General features: G+C 61.0%; 16 protein-coding genes. 4 read left to right on the top strand and 12 right to left on the bottom strand.

The annotated features are described in order from the left end of the window. Nucleotides 1–413: 413 nt before the first annotated feature. Nucleotides 414–1,712 (bottom strand): amino-acid N-acetyltransferase, encoded by a 1,299-nt coding sequence (gene argA, locus D8U73_RS04730; RefSeq protein WP_056854065.1) that lies wholly within the window; start codon nt 1,710–1,712, stop codon nt 414–416. Nucleotides 1,713–1,944: 232 nt separating this feature from the next. Then, a complete protein-coding gene (gene argE, locus D8U73_RS04725) occupies nt 1,945–3,111 on the bottom strand; it encodes an acetylornithine deacetylase (RefSeq protein ID WP_130903841.1) in 1,167 nt (388 codons plus the stop codon). A 229-nt stretch (nt 3,112–3,340) separates the two neighbouring features. On the opposite strand from argE, the gene D8U73_RS04720 reads away from it, so the two are divergent. Continuing rightward, nucleotides 3,341–4,711, top strand: coding sequence for a CYTH domain-containing protein (locus D8U73_RS04720; RefSeq protein ID WP_056854067.1), 1,371 nt, complete (start codon nt 3,341–3,343; stop codon nt 4,709–4,711). A gap of 118 nt (nt 4,712–4,829) precedes the next feature. Here D8U73_RS04720 and D8U73_RS04710 read toward each other — a convergent pair whose 3' ends face one another. Continuing rightward, nucleotides 4,830–5,300 (bottom strand): Lrp/AsnC family transcriptional regulator, encoded by a 471-nt coding sequence (locus D8U73_RS04710; RefSeq protein WP_130903839.1) that lies wholly within the window; start codon nt 5,298–5,300, stop codon nt 4,830–4,832. A gap of 126 nt (nt 5,301–5,426) precedes the next feature. Between D8U73_RS04710 and D8U73_RS04705 the strand changes: the two genes are divergently transcribed. From D8U73_RS04705 to D8U73_RS04695, 3 genes are all read left to right on the top strand, one after another. Beyond that, nucleotides 5,427–5,765, top strand: a complete 339-nt coding sequence (locus tag D8U73_RS04705) for a hypothetical protein (RefSeq protein ID WP_130903838.1) — start codon at nt 5,427–5,429, stop codon at nt 5,763–5,765. Nucleotides 5,766–5,855: 90 nt separating this feature from the next. Next, a complete protein-coding gene (locus D8U73_RS04700) occupies nt 5,856–7,640 on the top strand; it encodes a GspE/PulE family protein (protein ID WP_056854070.1) in 1,785 nt (594 codons plus the stop codon). Nucleotides 7,641–7,713: 73 nt separating this feature from the next. Beyond that, a complete protein-coding gene (locus D8U73_RS04695; protein WP_056854071.1) occupies nt 7,714–8,031 on the top strand; it encodes a DUF2388 domain-containing protein in 318 nt (105 codons plus the stop codon). Nucleotides 8,032–8,168: 137 nt separating this feature from the next. On the opposite strand, the gene gcvP is transcribed toward D8U73_RS04695, so the two are convergent. From gcvP to pepP, 9 genes are all read right to left on the bottom strand, one after another. Beyond that, nucleotides 8,169–11,042: an aminomethyl-transferring glycine dehydrogenase gene (gene gcvP / locus D8U73_RS04690; RefSeq protein WP_130903837.1), complete on the bottom strand. Its 2,874-nt coding sequence runs from the start codon at nt 11,040–11,042 to the stop codon at nt 8,169–8,171. Between the two features lie 260 nt (nt 11,043–11,302). Further along, nucleotides 11,303–11,686, bottom strand: coding sequence for a glycine cleavage system protein GcvH (gene gcvH / locus D8U73_RS04680; RefSeq protein WP_056854073.1), 384 nt, complete (start codon nt 11,684–11,686; stop codon nt 11,303–11,305). Between the two features lie 49 nt (nt 11,687–11,735). Beyond that, nucleotides 11,736–12,818, bottom strand: coding sequence for a glycine cleavage system aminomethyltransferase GcvT (gene gcvT, locus D8U73_RS04675; protein ID WP_056854074.1), 1,083 nt, complete (start codon nt 12,816–12,818; stop codon nt 11,736–11,738). Nucleotides 12,819–12,974: 156 nt separating this feature from the next. Continuing rightward, the gene (locus tag D8U73_RS04670) at nt 12,975–14,591 is read right to left on the bottom strand and encodes an iron ABC transporter permease (protein ID WP_130903836.1); all 1,617 of its coding nucleotides are present in this window, start codon (nt 14,589–14,591) and stop codon (nt 12,975–12,977) included. Between the two features lie 157 nt (nt 14,592–14,748). Beyond that, nucleotides 14,749–15,753: an extracellular solute-binding protein gene (locus D8U73_RS04665; RefSeq protein ID WP_056854076.1), complete on the bottom strand. Its 1,005-nt coding sequence runs from the start codon at nt 15,751–15,753 to the stop codon at nt 14,749–14,751. Nucleotides 15,754–15,958: 205 nt separating this feature from the next. Then, the gene (locus D8U73_RS04660) at nt 15,959–17,176 is read right to left on the bottom strand and encodes a 2-octaprenyl-3-methyl-6-methoxy-1,4-benzoquinol hydroxylase (protein ID WP_177435511.1); all 1,218 of its coding nucleotides are present in this window, start codon (nt 17,174–17,176) and stop codon (nt 15,959–15,961) included. Between the two features lie 9 nt (nt 17,177–17,185). Beyond that, nucleotides 17,186–17,671 (bottom strand): DUF4442 domain-containing protein, encoded by a 486-nt coding sequence (locus tag D8U73_RS04655; RefSeq protein WP_056854078.1) that lies wholly within the window; start codon nt 17,669–17,671, stop codon nt 17,186–17,188. Next, entirely contained in the window at nt 17,664–18,851 is a 1,188-nt protein-coding gene (gene ubiH, locus D8U73_RS04650) for a 2-octaprenyl-6-methoxyphenyl hydroxylase (protein ID WP_056854079.1), read from the bottom strand. Before ubiH ends, D8U73_RS04655 begins: the two co-directional genes overlap by 8 nt. Continuing rightward, nucleotides 18,848–20,182, bottom strand: a complete 1,335-nt coding sequence (gene pepP, locus D8U73_RS04645) for a Xaa-Pro aminopeptidase (RefSeq protein ID WP_130903834.1) — start codon at nt 20,180–20,182, stop codon at nt 18,848–18,850. Before pepP ends, ubiH begins: the two co-directional genes overlap by 4 nt. Between the last annotated feature and the right edge of the window lie 11 nt (nt 20,183–20,193).

The raw sequence follows: 20,193 nt of genomic DNA, 5'->3' as shown, positions 1-20,193 counted from the left end.
AATCCACTGAAACCTGTGGCGAGGGAGCTTGCTCCCGTTGGGCCGCGTAGCGGCCCTGATGGGGAATCCTTCGGCCTCCAGCGGGAGCAAGCTCCCTCGCCACAAAAGCGGAATGCAGCCCGGGACGCTCCGCGTCCCATCCAGTACCGAACGCAGAGCGTCCGTAGAGGCATTCCCACGCAGAGCGTGGGAACGATCAGGGAACGAAGAGGAATCCACTGAAACCTGTGGCGAGGGAGCTTGCTCCCGTTGGGCCGCGTAGCGGCCCTGATGGGGAATCCTTCGGCCTCCAGCGGGAGCAAGCTCCCTCGCCACAAAAGCGGAATGCAGCCCGGGACGCTCCGCGTCCCATCCAGTACCGAACGCAGAGCGTCCGTAGAGGCATTCCCACGCAGAGCGTGGGAATGATCAGGTCAAAGGGCTTTTTCGAAAATCTTCGAGTTACGCTGGTAGTTGTACAGCGACGCCCGGGCCGACGGCAGGCGATCAACGCTGCTCGGTACAAAACCACGCTCGCGGAACCAGTGCGCAGTGCGGGTGGTTAGCACGAACAACGTCTTCAGGCCTTGGGCACGGGCGCGGGTTTCAATGCGTTCCAGCAGCTCATCGCCGCGACCGCCGTGACGGTATTCCGGGTTGACGGCCAGGCACGCGAGCTCACCGGCATCCGAGTCGGCAATCTGATACAGCGCCGCGCACGCGATGATCATGCCCTCGCGCTCAACCACGCTGAATTGCTCGATCTCGCGCTCCAGCACCTCACGCGAACGCCGCACCAGAATGCCCTGTTCTTCCAGCGGGCTGATCAAATCCAGCAAACCGCCGACGTCCTCGATAGCCGCTTCACGTACCACCTCGAATTGCTCCTGGGCCACCAGCGTACCGCCACCGTCACGGGTGAACAGTTCGGTCAGCAATGCACCATCTTCGGCATAACTGACGATATGGCTGCGCGCCACGCCGCCACGGCAGGCTTCAGCGGCGGCATCCAGCAGCTCTGCCTGGTAGTTGCTGCCCAGTCGCTGCAAATGCGCCGGGACTTGCTGTGGACGCAGTTCGCGCACCAGACGCCCGTGCTCATCGATCAGGCCCTTCTCCTCGCCGAACAGCAACAGCTTGTCGGCGCCGAGGTCGATGGCCGCACGTGTTGCGACATCTTCACAAGCGAGGTTGAAAATTTCACCGGTCGGCGAATAACCCAACGGCGACAGCAGCACGATGGAGCGCTCGTCCAGCAGGCGATTGATGCCTTTGCGGTCAACCCGGCGCACTTCACCGGTGTGGTGATAATCGACGCCTTCCAGCACGCCGATTGGCCGGGCGGTCACCAGGTTGCCGCTGGCAACCCGCAGGCGCGAGCCCTGCATTGGCGAGGATGCCATGTCCATGGACAGCCGCGCCTCGATGGCGATACGCAACTGGCCCACCGCATCGATCACGCACTCCAGCGTCGCGGCATCGGTGATGCGCATGCCGTGGTGGTAATGCGGGGTCAGGCCGCGCGCGGCAAGGCGCGCTTCGATTTGCGGACGGGAGCCGTGAACCAGCACCAGTCGCACACCCAGGCTGTGCAACAGCACCAGGTCGTGGACGATATTGCCGAAGTTGGGGTGCTCGACACCGTCGCCGGGCAGCATGACGACAAAGGTGCAATCGCGGTGGGCGTTGATGTAAGGCGAAGCGTGACGAAGCCAATTGACGTATTCGGGCATGAACCTGGGCCTGTAATAAATAGCAGCCGAAAAAAGGGCGAAACAGAAAACGCACAGCGGGCTGATGGTTATCGTCGGAACAGGCTTGGCGACACGCGCGCTCTCCTCATGAATACGGGTTGGGATACCGGCAATTTATACATGAAACCTGTAGGAGCCGGCTTGCTGGCGATGCAAGCGCTGCGGTTCTTCAGATGAACCGCGTCATCGTTTATCGCCAGCAAGCCGGCTCCTACAGGTTGTGTTTCGTTTGGGCCGGAGTCAGGCAGTAATGTTCAATCAACTGACGTAATAGATGCACCGTAGGCTGCAAACGTGACATTTCAAGGTATTCCCCCGGCTGGTGGGCGCAGGCGATATCGCCCGGGCCGAGTACCAGTGTCTCGCAGCCAAGGTGCTGAAGATAAGGCGCTTCTGTGCCGAACGCCACTGCTTCGGCGCCATGGCCGGTGAGCTTTTCGGCAATGCGCACCAATTCGGCATCTTCAGCCTGCTCGAAGGGCGGCACTTCAGGGAACAGCGGCGCGTAATCGATTTTCACCTGATGCCGCTCGGCAATCGGGTTGAGCTTCTGCAGGATCGCCGCGCGCAGGGCTTTGGGGTCCATGCCCGGTAGCGGCCGCAGATCGAACTCCAGCGAGCATTGCCCGCAGATGCGATTGGGGTTGTCGCCGCCATGGATGCAGCCGAAATTCATCGTCGGCGTCGGCACGCTGAACTGTGGGTTGCGAAATTCACGCTGCCACAACAGGCGCAGGCCACGCAGTTCGCCAATGGCGTCGTGCATGGCTTCGAGCGCGCTATGGCCCAGGCGCGGGTCCGAGGAATGGCCGCTTTGCCCGAGTATGTCGATGCGCTCCATCATGATGCCTTTGTGCATGCGGATCGGCTTGAGCCCGGTCGGCTCGCCGATGACCGCGGCACGCCCCAGCGGCCGCCCGGCGGCTGCCAGCGCGCGGGCGCCGGACATCGAGCTTTCTTCATCGCACGTGGCGAGGATCAGCAGCGGTTGCTTGAACGGCTGATCGAGCAACGGCTTGACGGCTTCGATGGCCAGGGCGAAAAAGCCTTTCATGTCACAACTGCCGAGCCCGACCCAACGACCATCGACTTCAGTCAGCTTCAATGGGTCGGTCTGCCACAACGCGCCATCGAACGGCACGGTGTCGCTGTGACCGGCCAGCACCAACCCACCGGGACCGGAGCCATAACTGGCCAGCAGATTGAATTTGCCCGGGCTGACCTGCTGGATATCGCAGGCGAAGCCAAGATCACCGAGCCACGCGGCCAGCAGGTCGATCACCGGGCGATTGGATTGATCGAGGCTGGCCTGGGTGCAACTGACGGACGGTGCAGCAATCAGCGCAGCGAATTGATCTTTCATGGACGGCAAAGGCATCGCTGACTCCAACTCGCAAATTGAAGACCATCATAGAACCATCCGGCGACAGGAATAAACCGTCGCACGGCGGGCAGGGTCTGTTGGCGCTTGGTGACGAGCCAAGGGAGGGCCGTCGCGGCCGTCACCAAGCGTCAACAGACCCTATCTTGGTCGAGTCCTGTACACTGCACGACCTTGGCAGCCACCTATTCCCCCGGCTGCGCTCCCGATCCTGGATTTTCCGGCCATGCAGAAAGAAACCGAAATCAAACTCCGCGTCAGCCGCGAAACCCTCGCCGCCCTGCGCGAGCACCCTCTTCTTAAAAAACGCAACAAAAGTGGCTGGGAACGCCGTGAGTTGATGAATCAATACTTCGACACCCCGGAGCGCGATCTGGCCCGGGCCAAAGTCGCCCTGCGCCTGCGCAAGGATGGCGAAGAAGTGATCCAGACCCTCAAAACCCGCGGCCAAAGCATTGCCGGTCTGTCCGAGCGTAACGAGTACGACTGGAACCTGCCCAAAGCCAAGCTCGACCTGAAGAAACTCGACGGCGAATGCTGGCCCGAGGAACTGGCCGAACTGGACAAGAAAACCCTGAAGCCGATCTTCACCACCGACTTCGTCCGCGAACGTGCAGAAATCGCCTGGGGCCGTGGCAAGACCAAAGTGGTTATCGAAGCCGCTCTGGATCTGGGCCACGTCGTGGTCGGCAAACAGAAAGAAGAAATCTGCGAGCTGGAACTGGAACTGCGCGAAGGCGAGCCGGCCGCATTGCTGGAGCTGGCCGCCGAGCTGGCCGAGAAACTGGCGCTGATGCCTTGCGATATCAGCAAGGCCGAGCGCGGTTATCGCCTGTACGACGCCCACAGCTATTCGCTGAGCCTGCCGGCGCCGCAGATCACCGCCGAAACCCCGCTGGACGACGCGTTCGCCGCGCTGAGCTGGCATTTGCTGGGCAGCAGCCAGCGTCTGGCCGAGCAGTATCGCTTCAACGGTCATTGGCGCCTGCTGCAGGACTGGGTCGAGTGCCTGGCTGAAATGCGCGCGCTGATCAGCAGCCTCGGGCAAGCCGCCCCGCGTCAGTCGACCCACGACCTGCGCGTCGCGCTCGATGCCTTGCTGGAAGACTGGCGTCCGCTGGTTCAGGCCGGCCTGGAGGATGAAGACGTGCGCAAAGCCGCGCCGGAGCAATTCCTCGAAGAACTGGAAGACCCGCGTTGGGGCCTGTTCTCCCTGACCACTTCACGCTGGTTGCTGGCCCGCACCTGGACCGCCGAGCGCAACACCCGCGGCAATCGTCAGGGCGCTGCGCAATTGGGCAGCTGGTTGCCACGGTTGCTGGGCGAAGAAGCCACTTCCTTGCAGTTGCAGCGTTACCAGCAACAGCCGGAAGATCTGGCTGAACAGCTGCCGCGCATCGAGCGCATCCAGGTCTGGTTGCACCATGCGCGCAACGTACTGGAGGTCCCGGAAATGGACCGCCTGTATGGCGAGCTGAACAAACTGGCGCAACTGGCCAACGAACCGACGATCACCGACGAATTGCTCGATGCGCGCAAGCAGCAGGCGATTGCGGTTTATCAGAACCGTGCCTGGAAGATGCTCCTGCGCATGTAACCCTGTGGCGAGGGAGCTTGCTCCCGCTGGAGGCCGAAGGACTCCCCATTCCGGCAAACGCCGGTTTTGGGGTCGCTTCGCAACCCAACGGGAGCAAGCTCCCTCGCCACAAAGGCAATCACCGCACCACCGGCAAACAGGTGGTCGACTTGATCTCCGATAACGCCACAACCGAGTTCACTTCCTGAATCCCCGGCACCAGCGACAGCTTCTCGAAAAAGAAGCGCTCATACGCTTCGATGTCCGCCGCGACGATCCGCAGCATGAAGTCCACAGCCCCCATCAGCACATAACACTCCAGCACCTCGGGAAAACCGCGAATCGCTTCGGTGAATTCGGTGAAGTTCGATCGCCCGTGGGCGTTGAGTTTTACCTGGGCAAATATCTGCGTGTTCAGGCCGATTTTCTTGCGATCCAGCAACGTCACCTGGGCACGAATGATCCCCTCGTCCTTCATACGCTGAATCCGCCGCCAGCACGGTGACTGCGAGAGTCCCACCTGCTCAGCGATCTGCGCACTGGAGAGCGAAGCGTCTTCTTGCAGCAACGCGAGAATCTTACGGTCGTAGCTGTCCAACTCAACCTGCATAAAAATACCCCATACCGCTTTGTAAACGAATTGATTGATTCGACATAACCGTCTTTCGCTCAATCATAGAGAAGAAATACCCGGCAACGGATGTAAAAATTTCTCCATGTTTTTTGGAGTCCGACCATGCCGCATCTCGAAGCCGTGAACACTTTTCCCATCCGCGCCGACGTCTGGAATGCCGGCAATGCCCACTGCCGTGTGCACTACCAATTGCTGGCCGAAGCCGAACCGGACTTGTTGTGCCGCGCACTCAACCTGTTTGCGCTGCAATGCCTCACGCCGGACCAGGTCAACGTGCAGCGCCAGCACGACCTGCTGGTCATCGAGATTGTCATGGACGGATTGAGCTGGCACCGCGCCAAGGTCATTGCACAAAAACTTCGTAACCTGATCAGCGTCTGCTCGGTTGAGTTGCGAACCGTCGATTCAGCCTGGGTTGAGCCGGCTCAGGCGACTGGCTGAAAAGACCGGATACGCCTTCGTCGGGTAGTGGCCCAACGGTCTGCGGAGCCGCGGCTATCCTTTGCGGACTGTTGTCCAAAAGGAGCCCGCATGTCCGTTCAACTCTCAATTCAGGACCGCTGGCTGGATCTCAATGATGTGCTGCGCGAGCTGGTCGCCCAAGGTTTTATCAACCAGGATTCTGCCGAGCAGGCACTCAATGCCCGTCGCCGCCATGCCGCACAGGGCCAGATGCACCCGCTGGAATTCATCGCCAGCCAACAACTGGACGACCTCAGCCGTCCGGGCAAGCATCTTGATCTGGAAAACCTGACCCTGTGGCTGTCCCAGCAGGCCGGCCAGCCTTACCTGCGTATCGACCCGTTGAAAATCAACGTCGCCGCCGTTACGCCGTTGATGTCCTACGCCTTCGCCCAGCGTCACAAGATCCTGGCGGTGGCCATCGACCGCGACGCCGTGACGGTCGCCAGCGCGCAGCCGTACGTCAACGGCTGGGAGGCCGACCTGACCCATGTACTGAAGCTGCCGATCAAACGCGTGGTGGCCAACCCCGTGGATATCCAGCGTTTCAGCGTTGAGTTCTTTCGCCTGGCCAAGTCGGTCACCGGGGCCAACAACGCCGATCAGCAGGTCAATACCCTGGGCAACTTCGAACAATTGCTCAACCTTGGCGCCAGCGACCAGGAGCCGGACGCCAACGACGCGCACATCGTCAACATCGTCGACTGGTTGTTCCAGTACGCCTTCCAGCAGCGCGCCAGCGATATCCATATCGAACCCCGGCGCGAGCAGGGCACGGTGCGTTTTCGCATCGATGGCGTGTTGCACAACGTCTACCAATTTCCTCCGCAAGTGACCATGGCCATCGTCAGTCGCCTGAAAAGCCTGGGGCGGATGAACGTTGCGGAAAAGCGCAAACCCCAGGATGGCCGGGTGAAGACCAAGACCCCGGACGGCGGGGAAGTCGAACTGCGGCTTTCGACCCTGCCGACAGCCTTCGGCGAAAAAATGGTGATGCGGATCTTTGACCCCGAAGTGCTGCTGAAGGATTTCGACCAGCTGGGTTTTTCCGCAGACGACCTGCGCCGCTGGCAAGACATGACCCGCCAACCCAACGGCATCATTCTGGTCACCGGGCCGACCGGTTCGGGCAAGACCACCACGCTCTACACCACGCTGAAAAAACTGGCGACGCCGGAGGTCAACCTCTGCACCATCGAAGACCCGATTGAAATGGTCGAACCGGCGTTCAACCAGATGCAGGTCCAGCACAACATCGACCTGACGTTCGCCGCCGGCGTGCGCGCGCTGATGCGGCAAGACCCGGACATCATCATGATCGGCGAGATCCGCGACCTGGAAACTGCCGAAATGGCCATTCAAGCTGCCCTCACCGGCCACTTGGTGCTGTCGACGCTGCACACCAACGATGCACCCAGCGCCATCAGCCGTTTGCTGGAACTCGGCGTGCCGCACTACCTGATCAAAGCCACGGTCCTCGGCGTCATGGCCCAGCGGTTGGTGCGGACCTTGTGCCCGCACTGCAAGGCACCACAAGCCTTGAACGAAGAGGACTGGCAAACCCTGACCCGGCCCTGGCAGGCGCCGTTGCCCGGTAACGCTCAACGCGCCATCGGTTGCCTGGAATGCCGCGACACTGGTTATCACGGGCGAGCGGGCGTCTACGAAATCATGCAGCTCAGCGATGGCATCAAATCCCTGATCAACCCGGACACCGACTTGCTGGCGGTGCGGCGACAGGCGTTCAAGGAGGGCATGCGCAGCTTGCGATTGTCGGGGGCGCAGAAAGTGGCGGCGGGTTTGACCACCGTCGAAGAAGTCTTGCGCGTGACGCCGCAGAGCGAGCAGAAGTAGGCGGGCGGTGATGGAACTGGATGGGGCGATGACGATCCAACCCCGTAGTTAAAAACCCAGTGGAGTCACCCCTATGCGTTTCAAATTTGCTGTCGCCACCATCGCCCTGTTGTCCCTGCCAGTCGGTTCGGCGATGGCTGATAGCTTTTGGCGTAATGTCATTTCGTCCGGTGCGACCACCGCTTCGACCTACCTGACCTTCAAGGATCACAAACTGATCGTCGCCGCCCAGGACGATGCCGGCAGCTTCGTTGCCAGCGACGGCGGCATCCGCGGCCCGTACCTGGAAGCGGCCATGCAGAAAGTCCGCGCCGACAACCCGGGCCTGCAGGCTACGGATATGGAACTGGCGAATGCGATTCTGGCGAAGAATGCCGTGGCTGCCGAATAAGCCCGGTTGCTGAACAAAAAATGCCGCTCAAATGAGCGGCATTTTTTTGCACAAACTGTAGGAGCAAGGCTTGCCCGCGATGACGATCTCAAGGTCGCTATCGCGGGCAAGCCTTACTCCTACAGGAACGAGTACTGTCAGCGGTAATCATCCACCGGCACACACGCGCAAAACAGATTCCGGTCCCCGTAGACATTGTCCACCCGGTTCACCACCGGCCAGTACTTGTGGGCCTTGGTATGCGCGTCCGGCGTAACTGCTTGCTCGATGCTGTAGGGCCGTTCCCAGATCCCGGTGACATCGGCCAGCGTATGCGGTGCGCGCTTCAAGGGATTATCTTCGGCCGGCCAGTTGCCATTCTGCACTTCGGTAATCTCTGCGCGAATACTCAGCATGGCCCCGATGAAGCGGTCCAGCTCGGCTTTCGATTCGCTTTCCGTAGGCTCGACCATCAACGTCCCCGGCACCGGAAACGACATGGTGGGTGCGTGGAAGCCATAGTCCATGAGGCGCTTGGCAACGTCTTCCTCACTGATGCCTGTGAGCGCCTTCAAAGGTCGCAGGTCGAGAATGCATTCGTGAGCCACCCGCTCGTTGCGCCCGGTGTAGAGCACCGGGAACGCGCCGGACAAATGCCGCGCCAGGTAATTCGCCGCCAGGATCGCCACTTCGCTGGCGTCGGCCAGTTGCGGCCCCATCATGGCGATGTACATCCAGCTGATCGGCAGGATACTCGCGCTGCCCCACGGCGCTGCGCTGACCGCGCCGTTCTGTGCCAGCGGTCCGTCGATGGGCACCACCGGATGGTTGGCCACGAACGGCGCCAGATGCGCGCGCACGCCTATCGGCCCCATGCCCGGCCCGCCGCCGCCGTGGGGAATGCAGAAGGTCTTGTGCAGGTTCATGTGGGACACGTCGGCGCCAATGTCTGCAGGCCGCGCCAGCCCGACCTGGGCATTGAGATTGGCGCCGTCCATGTACACCTGGCCGCCGTGCTGGTGGATCACCGCGCAGATCTCGCTGATGCCTTCCTCGTAGACGCCATGGGTCGAAGGATACGTCGCCATCAGGCAAGAGAGTTTGTCTGCGGCGTCTGCCGCTTTTTCCTTTAAGTCCTCCAGATCGACGTTGCCGGCCTCATCGCATTCAACGATCACCACGCGCATCCCGGCCATCTGCGCCGACGCCGGGTTGGTGCCATGGGCCGATGATGGAATCAGACAGATATCGCGTCCACCCTGCTGGCGGCTCTCGTGGTATTTGCGGATCGCCAGCAATCCCGCGTACTCGCCCTGGGCGCCCGAGTTGGGTTGCATGCAGATCGCATCGAAACCGGTGATCGCGCAGAGCCAGCGCTCCAGCTCCTCGATCATCAACGAATAACCGACCGCCTGCTCTTTAGGTGCGAACGGATGCAGATTGGCAAACTGCGGCCAGGTGATCGGGATCATCTCGCTGGTGGCGTTGAGCTTCATGGTGCACGAGCCCAGTGGAATCATCGACTGATTGAGCGCCAGATCCTTGTTTTCCAGCTGCTTGAGGTAACGCAACATTTCGGTTTCGCTGTGATGGGCGCTAAACACCGGATGTTGCAGATAAGGCGTAGTGCGTAAAAGGCCGGCCGGTATGCCGCAAGCCAGCGTTTGTGTGTCCAGTTCGTCGACGTCGAGCCCATGATCGGCTCCCAGGAACACATCGAACAGTTTTGCCACCGTGGTTTCGTCACAACTTTCGTCGAGGCTTAAACCCAACCGCCCACGCCCCAGGATGCGCAGGTTGATCTGTGCGGCCACGGCGCTTTCGATAATTGCCGTTTGGGTGCCACCGACGTCCAGCGTCAGCGTGTCGAAGAACTGCTGGTTCAGGCGCTTGATGCCCTTGCGCTCAAGGCCCTCGGCGAGAATACAGGTCAGTCGATGCACACGCTGGGCAATGCGCTTGAGCCCTTCCGGCCCGTGGTAGACCGCATAGAAACTGGCAATGTTGGCCAGCAACACCTGGGCCGTGCAAATGTTGGAGTTGGCTTTCTCGCGACGAATGTGTTGCTCGCGGGTTTGCAGGGCCATGCGCAGGGCGACGTTACCCCGGGCATCTTTCGACACGCCGATGATCCGCCCGGGAATCGCTCGCTTGTATTCGTCGCGGCTGGCAAAGAACGCCGCATGCGGCCCACCGTAGCCCATGGGCACGCCGAAGCGCTGGGACGAACCGAACACTACGTCGGCACCCAATTCTCCCGGCGGGGTCAGCAACAGCAGGCTCAGCAGATCCGTGGCGACACAGGCCAGCGCCTGTTGGGCATGCAGGTGATCGATCAAGGGACGCAGGTCGCGGATCTCGCCGTGGGTGTCGGGATATTGCAGCAGCGCGCCGAACACCTGGTGCTGCTTCAAGTTATCCACAGCATCGATGATCAGATCGAAACCGAAGCCTTCAGCGCGGGTCTGCACCACGGAAATAGTCTGCGGATGGCAGTTTTCATCGACGAAGAACAGATTGCTTTTCGATTTGGCAACGCGTTTGGCCAGGGCCATGGCTTCCGCCGCGGCGGTCGCTTCGTCCAGCAGAGAGGCGTTGGCCAATTCCAGCCCCGTGAGATCGATGGTCAGTTGCTGGAAGTTCAACAGCGCTTCGAGCCGGCCCTGAGCGATCTCCGGTTGATAAGGCGTGTAAGCGGTGTACCAGCCGGGATTTTCCAGCACGTTGCGCAAGATGACCGTCGGCGTGAGCGTGCCGTGATAGCCCATGCCGATCAGGCTGGTCCAGACCTGATTCTGCTCGGCATATCCCCGCAGCTTCGCCAGCGCCGCTTCTTCGTCCAGTGCCGGTGGCAGATCAAGCGCCCGATTCAGGCGAATTCCCGGCGGCACAGTCTGTTCGATCAGCTCGACCCGGCTGCCAAGACCGAGGCTGTCGAGCATCGCCTGCTGCTCGGCGGCATCCGGCCCGAGGTGGCGGCGAAGAAAGGCATTGGGGTCGCGTAACTGGCTCAGGGACGGCAACTGGGACATGACGGGCTCTCTCTTGGCTGGCGCTCAGCGTCGATGCAACACGGTCAAACCAGCATAGCAGCCGATGTCGGACACGATTCTTTGGAAAACCCTGTGGAAGCAAAGCTTGCTCGCGATAGCGGTAGATCAACCAATATAAATGTTGAATGTGAGGCCCTCATCGCGAGCAAGCTCGCTCCCACAAAAAAGCAGGTATCGCGAAAGTTGTCAGGCATGAAAAAGCCCCGACAGGTCGGGGCTTTGGGGTGACGCTTGAAGGCTTACTCGCCGATGGCAGCCTTGTAACCGGCGGCATCGAGCAGGTTGTCCAGGTCAGCGCTGTTGCCTGGCTTGAGCTTGAAGATCCAGGCGCCGTACGGATCGGAGTTGAGCAGTTCCGGGTTGGCGCTCAGCTCTTCGTTCACGGCAATCACTTCACCGGCAATCGGCGAATAGATGTCGGAAGCGGCTTTCACCGATTCAACGACACCGGCCTGATCTTGCGCGGCAAACACGTTGCCGACTTCGGTCAATTCGACAAACACCACATCACCCAGCGCTTCCTGCGCGTGATCGCTGATGCCCACGGTGACGGTGCCATCGGCTTCCAGACGTGCCCATTCGTGACTTTCGGCAAAACGCAGGTCGGCAGGAATATCGCTCATGTTCAGTTCCTCAGGAAAATTGTCGGCGGTCCAAGCCCGCCGGAAAAGATTAGATCAAGGTTTTGCCATGGCGTACGAAGGTCGGTTTGACCACTCGAACCGGGTACCACTTGCCACGGATTTCCACTTCTGCGCGGTCGGCAGTTGCCATCGGCACGCGCGCCAGTGCAATCGACTTGCTAAGCGTAGGAGAGAAACTACCACTGGTGATCTCCCCTTCGCCAACATCAGCGATGCGGACCACTTGATGCGCGCGCAAAACGCCGCGTTCCTCAAGGACCAGCCCCACCAGTTTGTGCTGAATTCCTCCGGCCTGTTCCGCCTCCAGTGCCTTGCGGCCGACGAACTGGCGCGAGGTCGGTTCCCAGGCAATGCTCCAGGCCATGTTGGAGGCCAGCGGTGAAACGTCTTGATTGATGTCCTGGCCGTAGAGGTTCATCCCGGCCTCGACCCGCAAGGTGTCACGTGCGCCCAGCCCGATCGGGGAAATACCCGCCCCGACCAGATCGTTGAAGAATCCCGGCGCCTGATCGGCCGGCAAGATAATTTCCAGACCGTCTTCACCGGTGTAGCCGGTACGCGCAATGAACCAGTCACCGTCGGGCTGACCTTCAAAAGGCTTGAGCAGCTGAATCAGATTGCCGCGGGACTGGTTCACCAGTTCGGCAATCTTGTGCCGGGCATGCGGCCCCTGAATGGCCAGCATCGCCAGTTCGGCCCGTTCGTTGAGCTGTACATCGAAGCCGTCGAGATGCGCCTGCATCCACGCCATGTCCTGATCGCGCGTCGAGGCGTTGACCACCAGGCGATAACCCTCATCGAGGCGGTAGACGATCATGTCGTCAACGATGCCGCCACGTTCATTGAGCATGGCGCTGTACAACGCACGGCCGGAGCTGTGCAGGCGTTCGACGTCGTTGGCCAGCAGGTGCTGCAGCCAGGCCTTGGCCTGGGGGCCGCTGACATCGATCACGGTCATGTGGGATACATCGAAGACACCGCAATCGCGGCGCACCTCATGGTGTTCCTCGACCTGCGATCCATAATGCAGAGGCATATCCCAACCGCCAAAATCGACCATCTTCGCGCCAAGGGCGAGGTGAAGGTCATACAGAGGCGTACGCTGTCCCATGGGTTTCTCCTTCCGGGCGTGGCGAAGGTGCGGGCGAGTGATAAACCGTCTGAAAACCTTGATATCAAAGGCTTCCAGCCGATTTTTACTACCTTGTCTGTCAGACGGACCGCACCGAATGCCGCGCATTGTAGCCGCAAGGTGTAGGACTGACACCTAGCTGTTTCGATGCGCCGAACGTCGTATCAATCCGATAACCGGTAGCAGCCCGACCAAAACCAGGGTCAAGGCCGGTAACGACGCCCTCGCCCACTCACCCTCACTGGTCATTTCGAAGATTCGCACTGCCAGCGTATCCCAGCCAAACGGGCGCATCAGCAGGGTCGCGGGCATTTCCTTGAGCACGTCGACAAACACCAGCAGCGCCGCACTCAACGAACCGGGCAGCAACAACGGCAGATACACTTTGAAAAACAGTCGCGGACCGCTGACACCCAGGCTACGTGCCGCTTCGGGCAAAGATGGCCGTATACGCGCCAGACTGCTTTCCAGCGGCCCATAAGCCACGGCAATGAAACGCACCAGATAGGCCAGCAACAGCGCTGCCAGACTGCCCAGCAGCAGTGGCTTGCCGGCTCCGCCGAACCAGCCGGAGAGTGGAATCACCAGCTCGCGGTCCAGATAACTGAACGCCAGCATGATCGACACCGCCAGCACCGAACCGGGCAATGCATAACCCAGATTGGCCAGACTGACACCTGCGCGGATGCCCTGCGTCGGCGCCAAGCGTCGGGCAAACGCCAGGACCAACGCGACACTGACAGTGACCAACGCCGCCATCGCGCCCAGGTACAGCGTGTGGACGATCAGACCGGTATAACGCTCATCGAGATCGAAGCGCCCGCGCTGCCAGAACCACACCAACAGTTGCAGCACAGGGATGACGAAGGCGCAGGCGAATACCAGACCGCACCAGCCGGTGGCCAGCAGCGCTTTGACTCCATGCAGGTGATACAGCGCCTTGACCCGTGGCCGTTCATTGCTCGCCCGATTGGCACCACGGGCACGCCGCTCGCCGTACAACACCACCATCACCACCAGCAGGAGCAGGCTGGCCAGTTGCGCGGCGCTGGACAGGCTGAAAAAGCCATACCAGGTCTTGTAGATGGCGGTGGTGAAGGTGTCGAAGTTGAACACCGACACGGCACCGAAATCCGCCAGGGTTTCCATCAGCGCCAATGCCACACCCGCGCCAATGGCAGGACGCGCCATGGGCATGGCCACCCGCCAGAACGCCTGCCAGGGCGATTGCCCCAGCACCCGAGCAGCCTCCATCAAGCCTTTGCCCTGAGCCAGGAATGCCGTGCGCGCCAGCAGGTAAACATAGGGGTAGAACACCAGCACCAAAACCACAATCACCCCACCCGTGGAACGCACGCGCGGCAGGCGCAGCCCGGTGCCGAACCACTCACGCAACAGGGTTTGCACCGGGCCGGCGAAATCCAGCAGGCCGACAAAGACGAACGCCAGCACGTAGGCGGGAATCGCAAAGGGCAGCATCAAGGCCCAGTCCAGCCAGCGCCTGCCGGGGAACTCGCAAAGGCTGGTGAGCCAGGCCAGGCTCACACCGAGCACCGTCACGCCGACACCAACGCCAAGCACCAGGGTCAGGGTGTTGCCCAACAACCGCGGCATCTGGGTTTCCCAGAGATGGGACCAGATCTGCTGATCGATGGTTTGCCAGGACAACAGCAACACGCTCAAGGGCAACAGGACCAGCGCAGCGATGGCGAAGACCAGGGGATACCAGCGGCGTTGGGCGGGGTGGGCCAAGGAAAACTCTCGTTTAAATGATTGTGCCCACGCTTTGCGTGGGCACACATCTTGTGACGCTCTGCGTCACGCTTCGACGCGAAGCGTCGGTGGATGCATTCCCACGCAGAGCGTGGGAACGATCAGTGCCGTAAAGGCGCGCAGTATAAAGGTAACGTCAATTCCAGCCAGCCCGATCCATCATCCGGATTGCCTCAGCCTGACGCTTGCCCGCGACTTCCACCGGCAAGGTATCGGCAATGAACTTGCCCCACGCCGCCACTTCTGCGGATGGCTGAACCGTCGGGTTGGCCGGGAACTCCTGGTTCACATCGGCAAAGATTTTCTGCGCTTCAGGCGTGGTCATCCACTCCACCAGGGCCTTGGCGGCTTCCGGGTGCGGCGCGTGTTTGGTCAGGCCGATACCCGACAGGTTGACGTGCACGCCACGGTCCGCCTGGTTCGGCCAGAACAGCTTCACCGGCAGATCAGGTTTTTGCTTGTGCAGGCGACCGTAGTAGTAGGTGTTGACGATGCCCACATCGCATTGGCCGGCGTTGATGGCTTCGAGAACGGCGACGTCATCGGAGAATACGTCGGTGGACAGGTTGTTGACCCAGCCCTTGAGGATCTTCTCGGTTTTCTCGGCGCCGTGCACTTCGATCATGGTGGCAGTCAGGGACTGGTTGTAGACCTTCTTTGCCGTGCGCAGGCACAGGCGACCTTCCCAGTTCTTGTCGGCCAGCGCTTCGTAGGTGGTCAACTCGCCCGGCTTCACCCGCTCGGTGGAGTAGGCGATGGTCCGCGCGCGCAAGCTCAGGCCGGTCCAGGCATGGGAAGCTGCGCGATATTGCAGCGGGATATTGGCGTCGATGGTTTTCGAGGTGAACGGCTGGAGAATGCCCATCTGCTCGGCCTGCCAGAGGTTGCCGGCATCAACGGTCAGCAGCAGGTCGGCTGTGGCGTTCTCGCCCTCGGCCTTGATCCGCTGCATCAGCGGCGCTTCCTTGTCGGTGATGAACTTCACCTTCACACCGGTTTTTGCAGTGTAGGCATCGAAGACTGGCTTGATGAGCTCGTCGATACGCGAGGAGTAGACAACCACCTCGTCGGCGGCCTGGGCGGCAGTGCTGCCAATCAGAGTCAGGGCCAGTGCGGTCAGTAGACGCTTCGGTGCCAACATGGGAGCGGTCTCTCGATTGAAAAAGTGAGACCAAATGATAAGGACTCACATTTAGCTTCTCAATCGAACAGTTCGCGGAGGCGTTACCAGATGTTGCATAGGCGACATTGTTGAAAAATGTGCCGACGCCTTCGCGGGCAAGCCTCGCTCCTACCAGTGCGTGTCGATTTGCTTGCCCGCGAACAGGCCACAGGCCATCAATATCTCAGGCCTTGGCCAGCGTCGGCAGATCCCCGATCAAACCCAGCGCTTCGCGCACAAACAGCGCCTTGGCCTCCGGCATCTGGTCAACCAGCTTCAGCCCGGTATTACGCAACCAGCGCACCGGCAACGGATCGGCCTGGAACAGTCGCTCGAAGCCTTCCATCGCCGCCATCAGCGCCAGGTTATGCGGCATGCGGCGACGTTCGTAGCGGCTGAGTACCTTCACATCCGCCAGACGCTCGCCACGGCTCGCCGCTTGCAACAACACTTCGGCCAGTACGGCGGCGTCGAGGAAACCAAGATTCACGCCCTGCCCGGCCAACGGGTGAATGGTGTGGGCCGCATCGCCAATCAGCGCCAGGCCTTCAGCTACATAACGCTTGGCATGCCGCTGACGCAGTGGCACGCACAGACGCGGGTCGGCCTTGAGCACGGTCCCTAGCCGACCTTCGAAGGCTCGCTCCAGCTCGCGGCAGAACACCTCGTCATCCAGCGCCATCAGGCGTTCGGCTTCACTCGGCGTAGTCGACCAGACGATCGAACACCAGTCGTGCTGACCATTACGCTCCAACGGCAAAAACGCCAACGGGCCGTTGTCGGTAAAGCGCTGCCAGGCTGTCGATTGATGGTTTTTTGAGCTGCGCACGCTGGTGACGATGGCGTGATGCAAATAATCCCACTCCCGCGTCGCCACGCCCGTCAGGCGCCGCACTGCCGAATTGGCGCCATCCGCGGCGATCACCAGCGGTGCACGCAACGTGCGGCCGTCGGCCAGGGTCAGCAGCCAATCGTCGCCGGAACGACGCATCTGCTCCAGACGCGCGTTGGCCAGCATGCCTAAATCACAATCGTGCAAGCGGTCGAGCAAGGCGTCCTGCACCACGCGGTTCTCAACGATGTGTCCCAGCACCTCGGCATGCACGCTGGCTGCCGAGAAGTGGATCTGCCCGGTACCGCTGCCATCCCAGACGTGCATGTCGCTATAGGGACTGCTGCGCCTGCTGACGATGCCGTCCCACACACCCAGGCGCTCGAGAATCCGCTGGCTGGCGATGGACAGCGCACTCACCCGTGGTTCGAACGGGGCTTGGGCGTCAAACGGTTTGACGCTCATCGGACTGCCGTCGAGCAGCAGGACTTCCAGCCCGCTGTCCTGCAACGCCAGCGCCAGGGCACTGCCGACCATTCCGGCTCCGACAATCAGCAGATCTGCGCGCATTTCCATGCTTTAAGCCTGTCTCGCTTGCGGCTTGAGCCGCACGTAAAGGGTTTTTCCGACACGCGCCACCAGGTGGCCGGCGCCGTCATGAATATCGACCTGCAATTGCGGCAGGTATTTTTCGCCACCCGCCGTCTGTCGCCGGATCTCGTCGAGCAACGTGTCGTCGATGTTGAAACGGGCGAACACCGGGCCTTTGCCCGGCGCGATGAAATCGATGTCCGCCGCCTTGTCCCAGACGATGTAGTTGCGCCCCAGGTTCTCCATCAGCATCAGCATGAAGAACGGGTCGACCATCGAATACAGGCTGCCACCAAACTGGGTGCCGACGTAATTGCGGTTGTACCAGCTCAAGCCCATGGAGACCTGGATGTCGCGAAAGTCATCGCTGATATGCCGCACGCGCACGCCAGCGCCGAGGTACGGCGGATAGAAGCTCATGAATCGGCGCATCAGTCGCGCCTTGCCGAACGTGCGAGTCAGCCACTTAAACATCAGGGCGAGTACCCAGGCCCATGGCCTGTCGGGCGAACCAGCGTTTGGCCGGCGGCAGCAGATCCAGACCGAGCAATCCGAGATTGCGCCCCAACGAAACCAGTGGCTGGGTGCTGCCGAACAGGCGCGTGACCTGATCGGAGAAACCGACGGTGAGGTTCTGATCCAGGCGCTGACGTTCGCGATAAGCCTGCAAGGTCGCGAAGTGGCCCAATGGCTGCTCGCTGGCGAGCAATGCATCGGCCAGTGCCTGGGCATCACGCAGCGACAGGTTGAAACCCTGTCCGGCAATCGGGTGCAGGCTATGGGCGGCATTGCCGAGCACCGCCAAGTGCGAGCGTACCTGTTCCTCGGCCTCGACCAGCGACAAAGGATACAAATGCCGAGCGCCAACCTGCTTCAACGTGCCCAAGCGATAACCGAACACGCCCTGCAACTCGCTGAGAAAACTGCGTTCATCCAATGCAGCCAAGCGTTGCGCGTCCATCCCCAAACGGGTCCAGACCAATGCGCAGCGGTTGTCCGGCAGCGGCAGCAACGCCATCGGGCCATCGTCGGTAAAACGCTCGAACGCCATGCCGTTGTGGGCTTCACTCGGGGTGATGTTGGCGATCAGCGCGCTCTGGTTGTACGGGCGCTTTCGAATGCCGATGCCCAATTGCTCGCGCAGCCCTGAGCGGCCGCCATCGGCCAACACGGCGAGGTCGCATTCCAGTGTGGTTTCGTCATTGAGGATCAGGCGATAGCCATCGGTGAGCGGCTCCATGCGGGTGACTTCGGCCGGGCACCGCCAACTGATGACGTCTTTGTCCAGGCCTTGCCACAGGCACTGGCCGAGCCAGGCGTTTTCCACCACGTAACCCAACGCCGGCACACCTTCCTCCATGGCCGACAGCCGCGCCGTGGAAAAACGCCCGCGGTCGGAGACGTGAATCTGTTTGATCGGTTCGGCGCGGCGGGAGATCTCCTGCCAAACGCCAAGGCGCTGATAAATCTGCCGTGCACCAAAGGACAAGGCCGTGGAGCGCGCGTCATAACTTGGCTGATACGAATCGCCGGGCGCGAAGGGCTCGATCAGGACGATTTTCCAGCCCCGAGCCTTGGCCCCGGCCTGTAACGCCAACGCCAGGCTGGCACCGACCAGGCCACCACCGATGATTGCCAGATTGACTCGACTCATGCCGCTTGTGTCCGCGCTTGCGCCATCAAAGCCTCGATTTCAGCCACTGTTTTCGGTACGCCCTTGGTGAGGATTTCACAGCCGTTTTTGGTGACCACTACGTCGTCCTCGATGCGCACGCCAATGCCGCGCCATTTTTTCGCCACGCTCTGATTGTCCGGGGCGATGTAAATCCCCGGCTCTACCGTCAACGCCATGCCGACTTCCAGCACACGCCATTCGCCACCGACCTTGTATTCGCCGACGTCATGCACATCCATTCCCAGCCAGTGACCGGCGCGGTGCATGTAAAACGCCTTGTAGGCTTCGCTGGCGATCAACGTTTCAACGTTGCCTTGCAACAAACCCAATTCGACCAGACCCGTGGTAATCACCCGCACCGTGGCTTCATGGGCCTGATTCCAGTGTTTATTCGGTGCGATCTCGGCAAACGCGGCTTCCTGCGCGGCCAGCACCAGTTCGTAGATCGCCTTCTGCTCTGCGGAATATTTGCCGTTGACCGGCCAGGTACGGGTGATGTCGCTGGCGTAGCAGTCGATTTCGCAGCCGGCGTCGATCAGCACCAGATCGCCGTCCTTGAGCACGGCGTCATTCTGCTGGTAATGCAGGATGCAGCTGTTGCGCCCAGAAGCAACGATCGAACCGTAGGCCGGCATCTTCGCCCCACCCTTGCGGAATTCGTAATCGAGTTCGGCTTCAAGGCTGAACTCGTATAAGCCGGCACGGCTGGTCTGCATGGCACGGACATGCGCCTGGGCGGAAATCCGTGCGGCCTCGCGCATCACCTTCACTTCTGCCGCCGATTTATACAGGCGCATGTCATGCAGCAGATGATCCAGGGCAACGAATTCGTTCGGTGGCTGGGCGCCGAGATTGGCCTTGGAGCGGATCACGTTGATCCATTCCATCAAGTGCCGGTCGAATTCCGGGTTGCTGCCCATGGCCGAATACACCCGGTCACGACCTTCGATCAGACCGGGCAAAATGTCGTCGATATCGGTAATCGGAAAGGCGTCGTCGGCGCCGAAGTCGCGAATCGCACCCTCCTGGCCGGCACGCAGGCCATCCCACAACTCACGTTCGGCGTTGCGTTCGCGGCAGAACAGAATGTACTCGCCATGCACGCGGCCTGGCATCAACACCAGTACCGCCTGCGGCTCGGGAAAACCGCTGAGGTACTGGAAGTCGCTGTCCTGACGGTAGACGTGCTCGACGTCGCGGTTGCGGATGGCGACCGCGGCGGCGGGCAGGATGGCGATGCTGTTGGGTTCCATCTGCGCCATCAAGGCCTTGCGGCGACGGCTGTATTCCGATTTCGGGATATGGATCATGGGCAGATGGC

This window comes from Pseudomonas sp. Sample_22 (assembly GCF_004307635.1).
Lineage (GTDB): Bacteria > Pseudomonadota > Gammaproteobacteria > Pseudomonadales > Pseudomonadaceae > Aquipseudomonas.
The sequence above is the reverse complement of the archived record's forward strand: the minus strand, read 5'-3'. Positions and strand labels throughout refer to the sequence as shown.